We start from the raw sequence: 18297 nt of genomic DNA, 5'->3' as shown, positions 1-18297 counted from the left end.
TAGTCGCTTGGCACGGCTGGATACTTTAGTTTTAAGTTTTTAAGCGTGTTGAGTAGCAATTTTGAAATCAGCAGATTTCGATTGGTTTTGGAATCTGCTGGTATTACGTACCAAGGTGCGTATTCAGTAGATGTTGCTTTAAGCGCTTGCTCATAGGCTTGCATGTATTGCGGCCAAAGTTCACGTTCTTTTAAGTCGCCTGGGTTGAATTTCCAGGTTTTAGTTGGGTCATCTAGGCGCTCTTGCATGCGCGTTTTTTGCTCTTCTTTTGATATATGCAAAAAGCATTTGATGATGGTAGTGCCAGTTTCAGTGAGTAAACGTTCAAAGTCGTTGATTTGCGCAAAGCGGCGCTTGCATTCAGCTTCATCTATCCAGTTGTGTACTTTTACAATCAGCACATCTTCGTAATGACTACGATTAAAAATGACCAATTCACCCGCTTTAGGCACTTGTTGATGCACGCGCCACAGGTAATCGTGTGCGAGTTCTTCGCTACTCGGTGCTTTAAAACTAGCGAGCCTTATACCAAGTGGATCGCACTCACTAAAAACGTGCCGTACGGTGCCATCTTTACCGCTGGCATCCATGCCTTGTAACACCAGCAACACTTTGCGTTTACTTTCAGCGTTTAAAATATCTTGTAGCGCATTAATTTCAGTTGCTAGATTGGCTAATTCAATTGCATCTTGCTCTTTACTACCGCTCCGTTCGCTTTTATCGTTGGATTTAAAATCCTTCAATGAAAATTTTTTAGCATCGACTCGATATTTATCTAGGCTAGGCATAAAAAAGTTTATTTGTGTACTTTTGTGTAATTCATTAAGCCATTGGTGGAACTGTCAAACTCGGTAATCACGGCATCATTGGTTAACAGTGGCAGAATTTGTTGAGCGATTTGTTTGCCATATTCCACGCCCCATTGGTCGTAGCTGTTAATGTCCCAAATCATGCCTTGCACGAAGATTTTATGTTCATACAGTGCGATTAATTTACCTAAAGTATTTGGCGTCAGTTTATCAAACATGATAGACGTGGTCGGGCGGTTACCCTCAAATACTTTGTGTGGCAGAAGGTTTTCCAAGGCATCGCCAGTCAAGCCTTGTTTTTCTAATTCTACGCGCGCTTCATCAGGGGTTTTACCCAACATTAACGATTGCGTTTGCGCAAAGAAATTGGCCAGAAGAATTTTGTGATGTGCATAGCCGTGTTTGCCAATGGAATAATGGCTATGCACGGGCATTAAGAAGTCGCACGGCACAATTTGTGTGCCTTGATGGATGAGCTGATAAAACGCATGTTGGCCGTTGGTGCCAGCCTCTCCCCAAATCACAGGGCCAGTTTTGTATTGAATGCGTTTACCATCGCGGCAAATAAATTTACCGTTGCTTTCCATATCCGCTTGTTGTAAATACGCTGGGAAGCGCGCCATTCCTTGGTCGTAGGGCAGAATGGCGTTGGTGTCGACATGGAAGAAATTGTTATACCAAATGCCAATCAGCGCCATGATCACTGGAATATTTTGTTCTAATGGTGCCGTTTTGAAATGGTTGTCCATTTCATGCGCACCGGTGAGTAGCGCTTCAAAATTATCCATGCCTACGTATAAAGCAATGGATAAGCCGATAGCAGACCAAAGTGAATAACGACCGCCGACCCAATCCCAGAAGGCGAACATATTGTCGGTGTCGATACCAAACTCTTGTACGGCTTTTGCATTGGTTGACAGGGCAACAAAATGCTTTGCAACGTGAGCGTCTTCTTTTGCGGTGGCTAAAAACCAAGTGCGCGCAGATGTAGCGTTGGTCATGGTTTCTTGCGTGGTAAACGTTTTGGAGGCCACAATAAACAAGGTGGTTTCAGGCTTACATTTTTCTAAAGCGCGCATTAAATGTGCACCATCGATATTTGAGACGAAATGCACTTGTAACTCGGGGCTGGCGTAAGGTTTTAGTGCATCGCAAACCATGACTGGGCCCAAGTCTGAACCACCAATCCCAATGTTTACAATGTCGGTAATGCGTTTGCCAGAATAGCCTTTCCAGTCACCGTTACGTACTTTGTCTGAAAATACGCGCATCTGTGCAAGCACGGTATTAACGTCAGGCATCACGTCTTTACCATCCACATACACTGGCGTGTTACTGCGGTTGCGCAGAGCCGTGTGTAAAACTGCGCGGTTTTCCGTGATGTTGATTTTTTCACCAGCAAACATGCGATCGCGCCAGTTTTCAATTTTCGCTTCGCGGGCCAGTTGAATCAGCATCGGCAAGGTTTCGTCGGTAATGCGATGCTTCGAGTAATCAAATAAAATGTCTTCAAATTTAAGACTATATTTGTCGAAACGATTTTTATCCGCGGCGAAAAGATCGCGCATGTGAACAGATAAAATTGCTTGCTGATGTTGGCAAAGTTTTTGCCAGACGGGTAGTGTTGTAAGTGCAGCCATTTTTTATTAAGAGTACTTTGTAAGTTTGAAGTAAAAAACTAATTATTGTAATTGCAAAACAATACCAGCTAAAGGCGGTAATGTAATTACAAGCGATTGCGGATGATTCATCCAGGCAACATTTTCGGTATGCAAACCAGAGCCGTTTCCTTGATTGCTACCCCCATAACAGCCAGCATCACTGTTAAACACTTCTTGATAACTGCCCGCTTGTGGCACGCCGATGCGGTATGCATTGCGTAACACTGGCGTAAAATTCAAGACTATTATAACAAAACTATTGTCTAAACCTCGTCTAATATAACTAATAATCGATTGGTCCGAGTCATGACAGTCTACCCATTCAAAACCATGAACGTCAAAGTCCAAGGCATAAAGTGCATTTAATTTTTTGTATAGATTATTTAAGTCAGCCGTAGCCAGCTTAACACCTTGATGCCATTGATGGCCTTCGTAGTCGTTGCTAAGCAAATGCCAATCTAGGCTACTATTGACGTTCCATTCACGGCCCTGACCAAACTCATTACCCATAAAGTTGAGTTTTTTGCCTGGCGCGGTCATTTGATAGGTTAGCAACAAGCGAAGATTTGCAAATTTTTGCCAGGCATCACCAGGCATTTTGTCGAGCAATGAATGCTTACCATGCACGACTTCATCGTGTGAAAATGGCAAGACAAAGTTTTCTGAGTACGCATAAAGCTGCCCAAAAGTAAGCATGTCATGGTAATAACGCCGATGAACTGGGTCGTGTTCAATGTAGGTGAGGGTGTCGTTCATCCAGCCCATGTTCCATTTCATGCTAAAGCCCAATCCACCTAAATACACAGGGCGAGAGACCATCGGCCATGCGGTCGATTCTTCAGCAATCGTCAACACACCTGGAAAGTCTTCACCCACCATCACATTGAGTTGTTTTAAGAAGTCGATAACTTCTAAATTTTCACGTCCACCAAATTTGTTCGGCAACCATTCTCCGGCTTTGCGCGAGTAATCCAGATAGATCATTGAAGCCACTGCATCGACACGCAAACCATCAATGTGAAACTCTTGTAGCCAGAAATTAGCATTGGCAATTAAAAAGTTGCGTACTTCATTTCGACCATAATTGAAAATATACGTGCCCCAGTCTTGATGTTCACCTAATCGCGGGTCTTCATGTTCATAGAGCGCGGTACCATCAAACCGTGCAAGTGCCCAGTCATCTTTTGGAAAGTGACCTGGTACCCAATCTAATATCACACCAATATTGGCTTGGTGAAATGCATCAATCAAAAAACGCAAGTCGTCTGGCGTGCCGAAACGATTGGTAACGCCAAAATAACCTGTGGTTTGGTAACCCCAAGATTCTGCCAGCGGATGCTCGGAAATTGGCATAAATTCGACGTGTGTGTAACCCATCTCCGCAACATAAGGGACTAAGGTTTTAGCCAGTTCACGATAAGTTAAAAAATGGCCTTCTTTGTTCCGTTGCCATGAGCCCAAATGTACTTCATAACAGTTAAATGGCGCATGCAGCCAATCACGTTTTTTGCGTGATTCCAACCATTGTTTGTCTTCCCATTGATGATGGCTGCTGCTGATTTTAGCGGCCGTGCCAGGACGTTGCTCAAACTCAAAGCCATACGGGTCTGTTTTGGTTAACACGCCACTCGTATGTCGATTGCGAATCTCGAATTTGTAAGTGTCATGGGTGGTTAGATTGGGAATGAAAATATCCCACACGCCGCTCGAGCCATGTGCGCGCATCGAGTGCACTCGGCCATCCCAATTGTTAAAGCTGCCTGTTACACTCACACGTTCGGCGTTTGGCGCCCATACTGCAAAGCGCACACCAGCAACGTTATCTTGGGTAACAAGTTGTGCGCCAAGTGTTTTGTAAGCTTGTTTTAAGCGGCCTTCGCCAAACAAGTAAAGTTCGTCTTGCGTAATGCTTGAAGTGAACGAGTAGGCATCATAAGTTTCATAAGAATGCTCACCAAGCTCGACTTTCAGTAAACAGGGGGTTTTAAGTGCGGTTTTGTTGGTAGTTTCAAATAAGCCATCCGCATGTGTTTTCTCGAGTTTAATCCAAGATTTGGCAGACTTCACTGAAACAGTGCTAGCATTTGGTAAGAACACACGATAAGCATAGCCTGCTTCTACCTGATGCTGTCCTAAAAAGCTAAAGGGGTCGTGGTGTTTCGCTTTTAAAATCAGCTTCAGTGCATCTGAAATCGTATGCGAAGAAGACTTGGCATTTGAGCTCGATTTTTCAGATGTTTTTGCTTTTGTATTAGCTTTAGGCGCTTTTGATTTAGCTGTCGGCACGTTAATTTTGTCCAAAGTTTTTTCCAAGATACATTTCTCCTTAAATTTCCCTAAGAAATATTTTTACTTTTTTTAATTATATTTACTAGTTTCGCGGTGTTTTAACTAGATTATAGTGCTTTAAGCTGATTATAATGTAAACAGAGTCAGCGAATATATAAAATAAAGCTAGTTAGCCCAGCTAGTTCTAATAATGATTAATTAAACTTCAGGAGGGCATCATGCCGAAGAGCCAACAAGTGGATCAGCATTCAGATCGTTTTATTAGTACATTAACCAAAAATACCGCAGCAATTATTCTGGCGGGTGGCCGTGGTAGCCGTCTGAAGAACCTTACGGATTGGCGTGCCAAGCCCGCCGTTCAGTTTGGTGGTAAATTTCGTATCATCGATTTTCCGTTATCGAATTGCATCAATTCTGGCATACGTCGCATCAATGTTGCAACACAATACAAAGCACAAAGTCTGATTCAACATCTTCAGCGTGGTTGGGGTTTTTTGCGTGGTGAGTTTAATGAATACGTCAATATTATTCCTGCGCAGCAGCGAATTTCAGAAGAGTGGTACAAAGGCACGGCAGATGCGGTCTACCAAAACCTCGATTTGTTGCGTGAAGGTGGCGGCGAATACATCTTGATATTAGCGGGTGACCATATCTATAAAATGGACTACGGCAAAATGCTCGCCACGCATGTGAGAAGTAATGCCGACATGACTGTTGCTTGCATCAACGTTCCTTTGGAAGATGCTAAAGGTTTTGGCGTGCTTGCGGTAGATGAAACGGATAAGGTCGTCGAGTTTGCTGAGAAGCCAGCAAACCCAAAACACATGCCTGGTGATCCAACAAAGGCATTCGCAAGCATGGGTATTTATGTATTCAATGCTAAGTTCTTATACGAACAGTTAATTCGTGACGCCGGCGATCCAAAATCAACCCATGATTTTGGCGGCGATATTATCCCTTACATTATCAAAAAATATAAAGTGCAAGCGCACCGTTTTACCGAAAGCTGTGTAGGTGCAAAAAATGGCAATTACTACTGGCGTGATGTCGGTACGATAGATGCCTACTGGGAAGCCAATATGGAGCTCACGCGCGTGATTCCTGAGTTGAATCTATATGACAGAGAATGGCCAATCTGGACATCGCAAGAGCAATTACCACCCGCCAAATTTGTATTTAATGATGAGGGTAGAACAGGTAAAGCAACCGATTCGTTGGTTTCAGGTGGCTGTTTGATTAGTGGCTCTAGCGTCACAAGTTCAGTGTTATTCTCGGATGTGCGTGTGCATAGCTATAGCGATATTGAGGGCGCTGTGATTTTGCCAAAAGTCACCGTGAATCGTAATGTGATTCTTAAAAATGTGGTTATTGATCGTGGCTGTAGCATTCCAGCGGGCATGCAAATAGGTGTCGATTTAGCCTTGGACGCTAAGCGTTTTTATGTGTCAGAAAAAGGCATTACCTTAGTCACACCAGATATGCTTGGCCAAGATTTATATCGAGTTATTTGAAATAAATCAATAAGTTGTGTTGTTTAATTTAAGTAAACTATTAAGGTTGTAAATTTAAGTGAAACTGAATCGCCCTAAGTTGTATCTCAATCTTTATTGGCACATGCATCAGCCAGATTATCGCGACATCGTGACGAACGAGTACGTGTTGCCTTGGACTTATCTGCATGCGATAAAAGATTATAGTGACATGGCATTTCATCTTGAGGAGAATCCTAAAGCGCGTGTTACTTTTAACTTTGTGCCAATTTTGTTAGAGCAACTTGAAGATTACTCAGCTCAATTTAAGCAGAATAAAATTCGCGACCCTTTGTTAAGATTATTGATTGAGCCTGACTTGGCCACAGTTAGCCATGAGGATTGTCGATTAATCGTGAATAGTTGCTTTAAGAGCCATCACGAAAAAATGCTTAGCCCATTTCCGCATTACCAGCGCTTATTGCACCTTTATCAATTGGTCGAGCCTATGATGCAAAACGATGAGTTTCATTATCTTTCGGGGCAATATAAATCTGATTTGCTTGTCTGGTATCACTTGGCTTGGTGCGGCGAGAGTTTGCGCCGTAATAACAAGGTGGTTCAGAATCTTATGGCAAAAGGCTTGTTGTTTACTCAAGAGGAAAGGCAGCAACTATTTAAGGTCATCGGTGAAACTATTTCAGGCTTGATACCGCGTTATAAGGCCTTAATGCAAACTAAACAAATTGAGATTTCGACCACACCTTACTATCATCCGATTTTACCTTTGTTGTTAGACTTTAAATCGGCTTTAGATGCCATGCCATTTGCACCGTTACCCGCGAATGCTAAATATGCGGGCGGCCAAGCGCGTGCTGTTGCCCATGTGGAGTCAGCTAAAATATCGCACTTGGATTATTTTGGAGCTAAACCACGGGGTATGTGGCCTGCAGAAGGTGGTGTATCCAGTGCGGCGTTGTCGCTATTAGCAGAGCAAGGCATAGAATGGGCGGCAACCGGTCAAGGGGTGTTGGCCAATAGCCTAGTGAAGTCGCAATTGAGCGCAGCGGATAAATACGAGTATCTGTATCAACCCTATCGTGTGACGAACGGTACGCAGGATATTTTATGTTTCTTTCGAGATGATCAGTTGTCCGATAAAATTGGCTTTGAATACGCAAAAATGCATTCGCCCGATGCCGTAAGAGATTTCATTCATTCGCTGGAGCATATACATGCTACAAATCGCGATGGCGCGAGTGTCAAAGCTAAAGTGGTGAGCGTGATATTAGACGGCGAAAACGCATGGGAATACTATCCTTACAATGGCTATTATTTTTTAAGTGAGCTGTATGCGGCTTTAGCCAATCATCCAGATATTGAAATGACTACTTTTAGTGATATGGTTGATTTATATCAATCTAGCGATTACAAAACTAAGGGAATATCAGCTCCAGTACTCCCTCAAATTGCTGCAGGCAGTTGGGTGTACGGTACTTTTAGCACATGGATAGGTAGTAAAGATAAAAACTTAGCTTGGGATTTACTTTGCGCCGCTAAAAAAACCTACGACAGTGTGGTGTTAAAAAACGGCTTAAGTGCGAGTCAACTGAAGGCTTGCGAACGTCAACTGGCGATTTGTGAAGGCTCGGATTGGTTCTGGTGGTTTGGCGATTACAATTCTTCTGACAGCGTAGCGAGCTTTGACCAGTTGTATCGCCGCAATCTGATTAACTTATACACTTTATTACAGCAACCAGTGCCCGCCGTATTGCATAAAACAATTAGTGCTGGCGGTGGTAATGCCGATAATGCAGGAACGATGCGGAGAGGGCAGGCATAAACGCACGTAAAGATAGAATTAGTGTTAACTCGCTTCAAGTAAGCTTAATTTACAAGTAGGTAAAAATGAAACGCACTAATTTATCACTTTTGGCTCAGCGCCGCGCAGGCGTTTTGCTACACATCAGCTCGTTGCCGAGTGCCTATTATGTTGGTGATTTAGGCGTCGAGGCTTTTCGTTTTGTCGATTTCTTAAATTCAATAGGTGCTACAGTTTGGCAAACGTTGCCAATCAACATGCCGCACGCCGATAACTCGCCGTATCAATGCTTATCAGCTTTTGCTGGAAATCCAGATTTTATTAGTCTGGAAAATTTGCAAACACAAGGCTTGTTATCCAAGTTGGATTTAAGCGGTCTAATCAGTACCAAAACACTATTGCTGGAAAAAGCTTATCTGGCTTTTATTGCGCAAGCTGAAACTTCACAAGTTAGCAGTATAAGGGCACAGCAAGCTTTTAAACGATTTTGTAAACGACAAGCGCATTGGCTGAATGATTTTGCATTATTTTTGGCGCTTCGAAATAAGTTTAATCAAGCGGGCTGGAATTTTTGGCCAGACTCTTATAAAAACCGTGATGCAAAAGTACTTAGGCAGATTCGTAAAGAACTTGCGCATGAAATAGCCGTAATTCAATTCACTCAGTATGTGTTCTTTAGCCAGTGGCTAGCACTTAAAGCCTATGCGGCTTCTAAAAATGTTTATTTATTTGGCGACATTCCCATCTTTGTTGCTTATGACAGTGCCGATGTCTGGGCGCAACCCCACTTATTTAAGTTGGATGTCGATAAAAATATGGCGGTGGTTGCTGGTGTTCCACCCGATTATTTTTCAGTGACTGGGCAGCGTTGGGGAAATCCGCACTATAACTGGCAAGCGATGGCGCAAGATGGTTATAGCTGGTGGGTTTCACGCATGGCCACGCAAAACGCACTGTTTGATATTGTGCGCATTGACCATTTTAGAGGCTTGGAAGCCGCGTGGGAAATTCCAGCAAGTGAAGACACCGCGATTAATGGCCAGTGGGTGTTGGCGCCAGGTGATGCGCTACTCGCCGCTATTAAAACAGCACTTCCAAAAATTTGCTTGGTGGCAGAAGATTTGGGCATTATCACAGCTGAGGTAGATGCTTTACGCGAAAAATACAATTTGCCTGGCATGAAAATTTTGCAATTTGCATTTAGTGGCAATGACGATAACCCGTATTTACCTGCCAATATTGAAGAAAACAGTGTGGTTTACACGGGTACACATGATAACGATACGACCGTTGGCTGGTATGTCACGCTGAATGCCGAGCAGACCCAACAGCTTGAGCGTTGTATTCATGGCACAGATTCAGAGCCCTCGCAGCTAAATATTCCAGAAGATTTAATTCAGTTGGCGCTTGAATCAAACGCAATACTGGCCATTCTACCGATGCAGGATTTGCTTGCTTTAGATACAAATCATCGCATGAATACACCAGGTACCTGTTCCGGCAATTGGCATTGGCGTTTTAATTGGCATCAACTCGCAGAGTCGCCAGCAGAGAAAATTTCTGAGGTAATTATCCGTACTGGAAGGAGCTAAACCGTGGCAACCTTAATCGGTATCGATGTCGGTGGCACAAACCTTCGTTTGGGTGTGGTTAAATATAACGATGCATTTATTGAAGAGACTCAGCAGGCGCAACCACAGTTAATTGAAGAAAAACGTTTTCAAACGGATTTTTCAACGCTTTGCAAATCGCATGAGCCAAAGCAGGCCTGGCAAAGCATCCTAAATGCAATCGCAGCAGCAGTTGAAAGCATGCAGCTTAAGCACCCCGAAATATCGGCTGTAGGCATTGGATTTCCTGGGTTTATCGACCCGAAAACACAAGCTATCTCACAATCTCCCAATTTACCTGGCTTAAGTAATGTGGATTTAAGCAATGATTTAAGCCAAATTATCGAGTTGCCTGTCATTACGGAAAATGATGCGCTTGCGGCGGCTTACGGCGAATATATAAGCCGTGCCACACAAATAAATAGCTTGATATATTTAGGCTTAGGCACGGGTGTTGGTGGCGGTTTGATACTAAACGGTCAGCCATTTCAAGGTCAGCATGGGGTGGCGATGGAAGTTGGACACATTACGGTATTGCCCAATGGCCGATTATGCGGCTGCGGTAATCATGGCTGTATGGAGCAATACGCTTCTGCCAGTGGCATTGCCATTAGCTATTTTGAAACGAATAATCAGTATTTGAAAGCCCATGAGATTGCCGACTTAGCTCGACAAGGCGACCAGAATGCAATTGCAGCCTATCATCTGGCAGGTAAAACATTGGCGCAAGCGCTTGCACATCTTTTAAAAGTGATTGATGTAACCGATGTGGTGATTGGCGGTGGCGTGAGTGCTGGCTGGGCGCTGATGGAACTGGTGTTCGCACAACAATTAGATGAAGATTTAATACCCGCCCTACGTGGAAAAGTGAACGTGACTATTTCTCAGTTGGGCGATCAGGCGGGCATTATCGGTGCAGCCATGCTGGCAAGTCAGAAGTTACAATAAGTAAATGGCAGGCAATATCGTTAAATTCGTTCAGATAATTGTTTTTTTGATAATTAAATTAAAGTTATTTTAAGAATAATAAGCATGCATTTAAGGGGTAAAAAACATCATACTGGAATGATGAAGTCGCAGCTATTGCCATGGCTAGTGGCTGCGGTGGTATTGTTATTTGGATTTGCTCTAACTGCAGTGCTTTGGAAGGATGAAAAGCGACATCAGTCGCGTGCTTTAAAAGCTGATTTGGAGTACGCAACGGATCAAGCAGCCAGCAATATCCTTGGCCGACTAGAAGACTATGAAGTGGTCATGCGCGGCGTTAAAGGCTATCTAGACGGCTCGCAAGAAGTTACGGTTGAAGAATTTCGAGCTTATGTTGAGTCTTTGCGTTTGCCAGAAAAAAAATCAGGTGTGCAGGGGGTTGGGTTAGTTACCATTGTGCAAAATGCTGATAAAGCGAAACATATTGTGGCGATACGCAAAATTGGATTTCTGAATTACGACGTTAAGCCCGCGGGCGAGCGTGATGCCTATGCGCCCATCATCCGCATGGAACCAATGAACGCTGACAACTTTAAAGCATTGGGATTGGATACGTTTTCTATCCCTGCCGCAAAAAGTGCCATGGAACGTGCGCGTGATAGTGGCGATGTTGCCATTACTTCGCACTTTACCTTGGTACAGGATGTAGGTAAAAAGGATGTATTGGCGTTTGTGATGTATTTGCCGATTTATCAAACAGACACCAACCTAAAAACACTTGCCGCTAAACGTGATGCGATTAAGGGCTGGGTGGATGTGCCATTTCGTATGAATGATTTAATGGCTGGGCTTCAAGGCCAGTTTATTAAAGACATTGATCTGGAAATTCATGATGAAAAGGTAACGACTGCCAGCACCTTGATGTATCACTCTGATAAGAAATCTTCTGCATCTAGACTCGCAGACGGAATGTTGCAAACGAAACGCGATTTGAATTTTGGTGGACGGACTTGGACGTTGCTGGTGAACACCACGCCCGCCTTTGAAGCGCGTATGTCAAACCCGCAGCAACTTTCAATCATTGCCTGGACAGGCAGCGCCTTAACCATAATGCTGGGCCTGTTGGCGTGGTTACTAGCAAGGGGGCGGCAAATCGCTAAAGTCCGCTATCAGCAACTCTTCAGGCAGGCCGGTGAGGGCGTGATGATGTTGGATCGCGATCATCGTATTATTGAAGCCAACCCTGCTGCCTTAGCATTATTTGGCTATGGGCGCGATGAATTACTCGGTCTGAGTTTGCCCAGTCTGCTGGCAAAACATGAACTTCCTAGAATAAATCCAGCCGTTGAGAGCCTGATGAAGGGCATGCCGCATTCTGGCGAGTGGTTACATATACATAAAGATGGCAGCGAATTTATGGTGGAAGTTAATGCCCGCAAGTTGGATGATCAAACGTACTTTGCTATTTTACGTGACTTGACCGAGCGCAATAAAGCCGAGCAAAGCATCCAGCGGCTAAAAAATCTGTATCAAGCCCTCAGTGAAATCAACCAAGCCATTGTGCGTATGGCGAACGAGGCCGATTTATTTCCCTTGGTCTGCCGTTGCGCCGTAAAGTTTGGCGGCATGAAAATGGCCTGGATAGGGCAGTTAGAGGCGTCCAGCGGCTTTATTAAGCCAGTTGCTAGTTATGGCAATGGCCTCACTTATTTGGATGGCATCAAAATATCGGTCAGCCCAGACGTGCCAGAAGGGCGAGGACCCACGGGTACAGCGTTTCGTGAAAACCACCCAGTCATTATTAGTGATTTTCAAGAAAACGAGCTGACGCGGCCCTGGCACGAGCAAGCCAAGCGCTTTGGCTGGGGTGCCTCTGCTTCTTTCCCTATTGCTCGCAATGGCAGGTCTTTTGCCATATTGTCTATATATGATTTCCACATCGATGCCTTTAATGAAGAAACCATCAATTTATTGAGCGAGATGGCGATGGATATAGGCTTTGCGTTGGATAATTTTGATCGTGAAAAAGAGCGTGTTCAGGCGCAAAGTAAGTTGCAGTTAGCACAGGCTGCGGTCGTTGAATCACGTGATCGATATGCGGATTTATATGAATTTGCACCAGTGGGTTATTTATCCATCCGTCAATCGGGTGAAATTGCTGAAGTGAATTGGAAAGTGACTTCGATGTTTGGGTTGAAGCGGAATCAGCTCAATGGCCAACTGTTTTCGCAATTTGTCATTGAGGCAGAAAAGACACACTGGCAGCAATTGTTTTTAAGTATGCAGGATTTGGACGGCGGTGAAGAGCTTAATTTTGACATGAAAATGCGCCATGAAAATGGCACGACCTTTATTGCTAATTTTAATTGTTTGCGCATGGACGATGCAACTGATCAGCCTATTTTACGCGTTGCGATGATGGATGTGACGCAATTAAAACAAGCAGAAGAAGCACGGCAGCAGATTGATTTGAAATTGCAGGCTACGATAGATGCAATTCCGGATTTATTGTTTGAGCTTGACAGAGAAGGCCGCTATTATGCGGCTCACAGCCCTGACCAACAACTGCTTGCCGCCCCAACTGATGATTTAATCGGCAAGACGGTGCACGAGGGGCTACCTAAAGCCGCTGCCGCAGTCGTCATGGCTGCATTGGAAGAGGCTGAACAGAACGGTCGTTCGCAGGGCAAGCAGTTTGACTTGCAATTGCCTCAGGGGCAGCGTTGGTTTGAGCTTTCCGTTTCTAAAAAATCTAAAGCCACAGGCGAGTCGCAACGTTTTATTTTGCTTTCACGTGATATTACCGAGCGTAAATTAGCTGAGCTGGAGTTTCGCATCTCTGCCACGGCTTTTGAATCGCAAGAAGGTATGATGGTCACGGATATTAACAAGACCATACTAAAAGTGAATAAAGCGTTTACTAAGATTTCGGGCTACAGCGCAGAAGAAGCAATCGGGCAAACGCCACGGCTTGTGAGTTCTGGCCATCATCATGCGGATTTTTATGAATCCATGTGGGAAAATATCGCTAAAAATGGCGGTTGGGAAGGCGAAGTGTGGAATCGTCGTAAAAATGGTGAAGTGTATCCACAACATCTCACCATTACTGCAGTGAAGGGTGACGATGACGAGGTAACGAATTATGTTGCTACGTTCACGGATGTGACATTACGCAATGCAGCGGAAGCTGAGATCAACCACTTGGCCTTTTATGATGTGCTGACGCGCTTGCCTAATCGGCGACTTTTAATTGATCGCTTGAATCATGCTTTGTCGGCAGGGGTCAGGTTGGGTTGGGGAGGTGCTTTATTATTTCTTGATCTTGACCATTTTAAAACGCTGAATGACACCTTGGGTCATGATGTCGGCGACACCTTACTCCGTCAGGTGGCAGAACGTTTAACCGCTTGTGTGCGCGAGGGAGATACCGTATCACGTTTAGGTGGCGATGAGTTTGTGGTGATGTTAGAGAATTTAAGCAAGCAACCACTAGAAGCGGCTTCGCAAGCAGAAACGATTGCCAATAAGATTTTATATTCGATTGGTTTGCCGTTTCAACTTTCAACAAACATGTATCAAACAACCGCTAGTATCGGCATTGTGTTATTTAATGAAAATGACCATTCGCAAGAAACCCTGTTAAAGCATGCTGATATTGCCATGTATCAAGCCAAAAAAGCCGGGCGAAATACACTCTGCTTTTTTGATCCCAATATGCAGGAAGCGATTAATACTCGTGCCGCCTTGGAGGTGGACTTACGCAAAGCAATCGATAATCAACAATTTGATTTGCATTACCAGGTACAAGTGAATGCCGTTGGCCAAGCACTTGGGGCTGAGGCGCTGATTCGTTGGCCACATCCAGTTCGGGGCATGATTTCGCCTTACGAATTCATCCCAATGGCTGAAGAAACCGGTTTGATACTGCCCATCGGGCAGTGGGTGCTAGAAAGCGCCTGTGCTCAGTTGAAAAATTGGGAAAACTCCGCGGCTACGCGCAATCTCACTTTGTCTATCAATGTGAGTGCTAAACAGTTTTATCAAGTCGACTTTGCTGCTCAGGTAATAACGGTGGTTAAAAACTTTGGCATCAATCCTAAATTATTAAAGCTAGAGTTAACTGAAAGTATGCTGCTTGAGCATATTGACGACACGATTACTAAAATGAACGAGCTAAAAAAAGTAGGTGTGCATTTCTCGTTAGATGACTTTGGTACGGGCTATTCCTCACTGCAATACCTTAAATTGCTGCCCTTGTACCAATTGAAAATTGATCAATCGTTTGTGAGTGATATTGCCACCGATGTGAGTGACCAAGCCATTGTACGTACGATTATTGCAATGGCGGAAACCTTGAATCTGGAAATCATCGCAGAAGGGGTAGAAACCACCGTACAGCGAGAGTTGCTAGCGAACTGTGGTTGCAATACTTATCAGGGTTATTTGTTTGGCAGACCTTTGCCGATTGAGCAATTTGAAGCGTCATTAAAGCAACTTCGATATTTAGATTAGGTTAGATGCTGCTTTAGCGCCCATTCAATATGTTCACGCAGTAAGGGGCTGGCATTCTCCAAGCGGTTTTGCAAAGCTGAAATAATCTCAGGGCGTGTCTCGGCATTGCCTAGGCCGATGGCAATATTACGTAGCCATTGTTCATAGCCAATACGATAGATGGCGCTACCCGCCATGCTTTTAGAAAACTCTGCTGCTGTCCAGCTAAAACATTGCACCAAACTTAAATTGTCCAATCCGTTTCTGACTGCAAAGTCCGGCTCCTTGCTATGCTCGGCAAATTTATTCCAAGGGCAAAAAATCTGGCAATCATCGCAACCATACACGCGGTTGCCTATCATATGCCTCAATTCGAGCGGAATGCTGCCTTTAAGCTCAATAGTTAGGTATGAGATGCAACGCCTTGCATCGACCTCATATGGAGCTGTAATAGCCTGAGTGGGGCATACTTCGATGCAGTTGATGCAGGTGCCACAATGGTTGCTTGCAGGAGCATCTGTTATTAAAGGTAAGTTGGTGTAAATTTCACCTAAAAAGAACCATGAGCCATGCTCTTTATTGATGAGCAGGGTGTGTTTGCCACGCCAGCCCAAGCTGGCTTTTTCTGCCAGTGCAACTTCTAACACGGGTGCGCTATCGGTGAAGACACGATAACTGAGGTTATTTGCATGTTGAGGGGTGATTTCTGCTTGTATTTTTTCGCATAATTTTTGCAGTTTGTTGCGCATCACTTTGTGATAATCACGCCCCAGCGCATAACGCGATATAAAGGCTTTTGAGCTATCTTTTAGTATAACTTCACTGTTAGCACTATTGGCAGGTGAGTAATCTAAACGCGCCGAGATAACGCGCAGGGTATTGGGCACTAATTCAGCAGGGCGGGTTCGCTTGATGCCGTGTTTTGCCATATAATCCATCTCACCATGAAAACCTTTCGCAATCCAAGCTTGATGTTCAGTTTCGGCTACCTGCAAGTTGGTATCGGTGATGCCAACTTGATTAAAACCCAAGGCCATGCCCCATTTTTTAATATTGGCTGTCAGGCTTATCAAATCAGTTTGCGTGAAATTGTGCAGGTCGGTCATGGTCGATAATTTTACACTTGATTTGGCGGATGAAGCAGCGACCTTGCAATTTGGAATGGTTCTGGCAAAAGTAATTCAACCGAATCTGACTATTTATTTGCATGGGGACTTAGGCGCAGGTAAAACCACCTTGGTACGCGGTTTACTGCGTGCGCTCGCTTATATAGGTAAGGTGAAAAGTCCAACCTATACGCTGGTTGAACCCTATGAAATTCAACCAAATAAATTTAAAGTATTTTCTAGTTTAATGTTGTATCATTTTGACTTGTATCGATTTAATGATGAAGAAGAGTGGGAGTCTGCTGGTTTTAGAGATTATTTTAATGCGTCAAGTGTGTGCATTATCGAATGGCCAGAAAAGGCGGCTCATGTGTTGCCAACACCTGATTTAAACATTACATTAGAGATTAAAAATGTAGGAAAATCTTTAGGCCGTCACTTAATAATTTCAGCCCATTCTTCATTGGGTCAACAATGCTTAAGCGCAATTTCAACTGAGAGTTCATGATTATTTTTAAAATTTTTCAAGCATCGATATGGTGGTTTAACAAAGTATGTCGCTTAGCACTACTTGTTATTTTAGGTTTGAGTTTTACTTCCTTAGTTCAGGCGGCCAATGTCGTCACCGCTGCGCGTGTTTGGCCTGCGCAAGACTATACGCGAATTACCTTAGAGGCGAATCAGCCCTTTGTCTACAAAATGTCTGTCATTCAAAACCCAGACCGTGTGGTTTTGGATATTGAGAACGTTGAATTAAATCTAATCGTAAAGTCGCTCACTGATAAGATTTTAGCCAGCGATCCTTACATCAAACAAATTCGAATAGCTAAGTTTCAGCAAAATATTGTGCGCTTAGTTGTTGATTTGAAGACAGAAGCCAAACCCAATGCTTTTAAATTAGCCCCCACTGGCCAATACAAATACAGGTTAGTGCTGGATGTTTATCCATTAGTTGACCCGCTAATGGCGATGGTAGCGGAGCGTGATGCCACAGTGAATCTTGATCATTCGGGAGTATCGTCGACTCAAGAGGGCAATGCGCCAAAAGTCTCAACTAATATTGCACTTGATACCAACCAGCCAACCTTGATTATTGAACCATTGCCTGTACAGCAACCGCAAAGTAGCGGATCTGATGCGCCAACAGAGGCAATTAAGTCCGAAAGTACAAAACCTGTTGAAGTTGCAAAGCCCGTGGATATTTCCCCTTCGGATATTGCTGTGGAAAAAGCTGAGATTAAAACCTCCGATGCAAGGCCTGCCTCGAATAAAGCGAATCCATTTCAGGAAGAACCTCAGAATAAAGATAAAAAAAATAGTCCAACCGTCAATAAATTGGGTCGTCAGATTGTGATTGCCATTGATGCGGGGCATGGCGGCGAAGACCCAGGTGCACGCGGTGCAAATGGTAGCCGTGAAAAAGACGTTACCTTAATTATTGCAAAAAAACTAAAAGAAAAAATTGACGCTGAACCAAACATGCGCGCGGTATTAACGCGAGATGGTGATTTTTTTATTCCATTGCATGGTCGTGTGGTAAAAGCACGCAATATGCAAGCGGATCTATTTTTATCTATTCATGCAGATGCGTTTACGAATCCTGCGGCGAGAGGCTCTTCGGTTTTTGCTTTGTCTGAGCGTGGCGCTACCAGTGCGGGAGCGCGCTATTTGGCCAAAAAAGAAAATGAATCTGATTTAATAGGCGGTGTTAGTTTGGATGATAAAGACCCGTTATTAGCTAAGACATTGCTTGACCTATCGCAAACCGCCACCATAAATGATAGCTTAAAGTTAGGTAAAGCAGTCCTTGGGCAGATTGGCGATATTAATACGCTGCATGCCAAGCGCGTAGAGCAAGCTGCGTTTGCGGTACTGAAATCACCTGATATTCCGTCCATATTGATTGAAACCGCTTTTATCAGCAACCCTGAAGAAGAGCGTAAACTGAATGATGATGCTTATCAGGATAAATTAGTTAACTCAATTTTGACTGGTATTAAAAAGTATTTTGCTACCAATCCAGCCTTGGCTAAAACGAAGGTCGCACTTGATTAATACAGTAGATTGAGGTGAAGTAACTCCGTGCGTTTAAACAATTATTAGGGGTATTCTG

The 18297-nt window shown here is 43.9% G+C and carries 11 protein-coding genes; 7 read left to right on the top strand and 4 right to left on the bottom strand.

Features of this window, described 5'->3' with window-relative positions; genetic code table 11:
- The 3 genes from HOO90_RS10625 to glgB all read right to left on the bottom strand — a co-directional run.
- A partial coding sequence (locus HOO90_RS10625) for a polyphosphate kinase 2 family protein (RefSeq protein ID WP_292842834.1) occupies positions 1–788 on the bottom strand: 788 nt, incomplete at its 3' end.
- Positions 789–796: 8 nt separating this feature from the next.
- Positions 797–2449 carry a glucose-6-phosphate isomerase gene (gene pgi / locus HOO90_RS10620; RefSeq protein WP_292842832.1) on the bottom strand — a complete coding sequence of 551 codons (1653 nt, stop codon included), beginning with the start codon at positions 2447–2449 and terminating at the stop codon, positions 797–799.
- A gap of 42 nt (positions 2450–2491) precedes the next feature.
- The gene (glgB, locus tag HOO90_RS10615) at positions 2492–4663 is read right to left on the bottom strand and encodes a 1,4-alpha-glucan branching protein GlgB (RefSeq protein ID WP_292842840.1); all 2172 of its coding nucleotides are present in this window, start codon (positions 4661–4663) and stop codon (positions 2492–2494) included.
- 314 nt (positions 4664–4977) lie between these two features.
- On the opposite strand from glgB, the gene glgC reads away from it, so the two are divergent.
- The 5 genes from glgC to HOO90_RS10590 all read left to right on the top strand — a co-directional run bounded on the left by glgC (position 4978) and on the right by HOO90_RS10590 (position 15099).
- The gene (glgC, locus tag HOO90_RS10610) at positions 4978–6270 is read left to right on the top strand and encodes a glucose-1-phosphate adenylyltransferase (RefSeq protein WP_292842830.1); all 1293 of its coding nucleotides are present in this window, start codon (positions 4978–4980) and stop codon (positions 6268–6270) included.
- A 58-nt stretch (positions 6271–6328) separates the two neighbouring features.
- Entirely contained in the window at positions 6329–8071 is a 1743-nt protein-coding gene (locus HOO90_RS10605) for a glycoside hydrolase family 57 protein (RefSeq protein WP_292842828.1), read from the top strand.
- Positions 8072–8136: 65 nt separating this feature from the next.
- Entirely contained in the window at positions 8137–9642 is a 1506-nt protein-coding gene (malQ, locus tag HOO90_RS10600) for a 4-alpha-glucanotransferase (protein ID WP_292842826.1), read from the top strand.
- A gap of 3 nt (positions 9643–9645) precedes the next feature.
- On the top strand, positions 9646–10608 hold the full coding sequence (locus HOO90_RS10595) for an ROK family protein (RefSeq protein WP_292842824.1): 963 nt from the start codon (positions 9646–9648) through the stop codon (positions 10606–10608).
- A gap of 84 nt (positions 10609–10692) precedes the next feature.
- A complete protein-coding gene (locus HOO90_RS10590; RefSeq protein WP_292842822.1) occupies positions 10693–15099 on the top strand; it encodes an EAL domain-containing protein in 4407 nt (1468 codons plus the stop codon).
- Here HOO90_RS10590 and queG read toward each other — a convergent pair.
- Positions 15096–16184: a tRNA epoxyqueuosine(34) reductase QueG gene (gene queG, locus HOO90_RS10585; protein WP_292842820.1), complete on the bottom strand. Its 1089-nt coding sequence runs from the start codon at positions 16182–16184 to the stop codon at positions 15096–15098. The genes HOO90_RS10590 and queG overlap by 4 nt on opposite strands.
- Here queG and tsaE point away from each other — a divergent pair.
- Positions 16183–16692 carry a tRNA (adenosine(37)-N6)-threonylcarbamoyltransferase complex ATPase subunit type 1 TsaE gene (gene tsaE, locus HOO90_RS10580; protein ID WP_292842818.1) on the top strand — a complete coding sequence of 170 codons (510 nt, stop codon included), beginning with the start codon at positions 16183–16185 and terminating at the stop codon, positions 16690–16692. The two genes, queG and tsaE, sit on opposite strands and share 2 nt — an antisense overlap.
- Positions 16689–18239 carry an N-acetylmuramoyl-L-alanine amidase gene (locus tag HOO90_RS10575; RefSeq protein ID WP_292842816.1) on the top strand — a complete coding sequence of 517 codons (1551 nt, stop codon included), beginning with the start codon at positions 16689–16691 and terminating at the stop codon, positions 18237–18239. Before tsaE ends, HOO90_RS10575 begins: the two co-directional genes overlap by 4 nt.
- Positions 18240–18297 lie beyond the last annotated feature (58 nt).

The sequence above is a fragment of the Methylotenera sp. genome (genome assembly GCF_013141425.1).
Lineage (GTDB): Bacteria > Pseudomonadota > Gammaproteobacteria > Burkholderiales > Methylophilaceae > Methylotenera.
Note: the sequence above shows the minus strand (reverse complement) of the source record. Positions and strands in the feature narration are given on the sequence as shown.

Excerpts from the sequence above, each read along its gene's own strand:
- HOO90_RS10575 (WP_292842816.1), top strand. The coding sequence starts at position 16,689 with ATGATTATTTTTAAAATTTTTCAAGCATCGATATGGTGGTTTAACAAA.
- glgC (WP_292842830.1), top strand. The coding sequence starts at position 4,978 with ATGCCGAAGAGCCAACAAGTGGATCAGCATTCAGATCGTTTTATTAGT.
- pgi (WP_292842832.1), bottom strand. The coding sequence starts at position 2,449 with ATGGCTGCACTTACAACACTACCCGTCTGGCAAAAACTTTGCCAACAT.
- malQ (WP_292842826.1), top strand. The coding sequence starts at position 8,137 with ATGAAACGCACTAATTTATCACTTTTGGCTCAGCGCCGCGCAGGCGTT.
- HOO90_RS10590 (WP_292842822.1), top strand. The coding sequence starts at position 10,693 with ATGCATTTAAGGGGTAAAAAACATCATACTGGAATGATGAAGTCGCAG.
- queG (WP_292842820.1), bottom strand. The coding sequence starts at position 16,184 with ATGACCGACCTGCACAATTTCACGCAAACTGATTTGATAAGCCTGACA.
- tsaE (WP_292842818.1), top strand. The coding sequence starts at position 16,183 with ATGGTCGATAATTTTACACTTGATTTGGCGGATGAAGCAGCGACCTTG.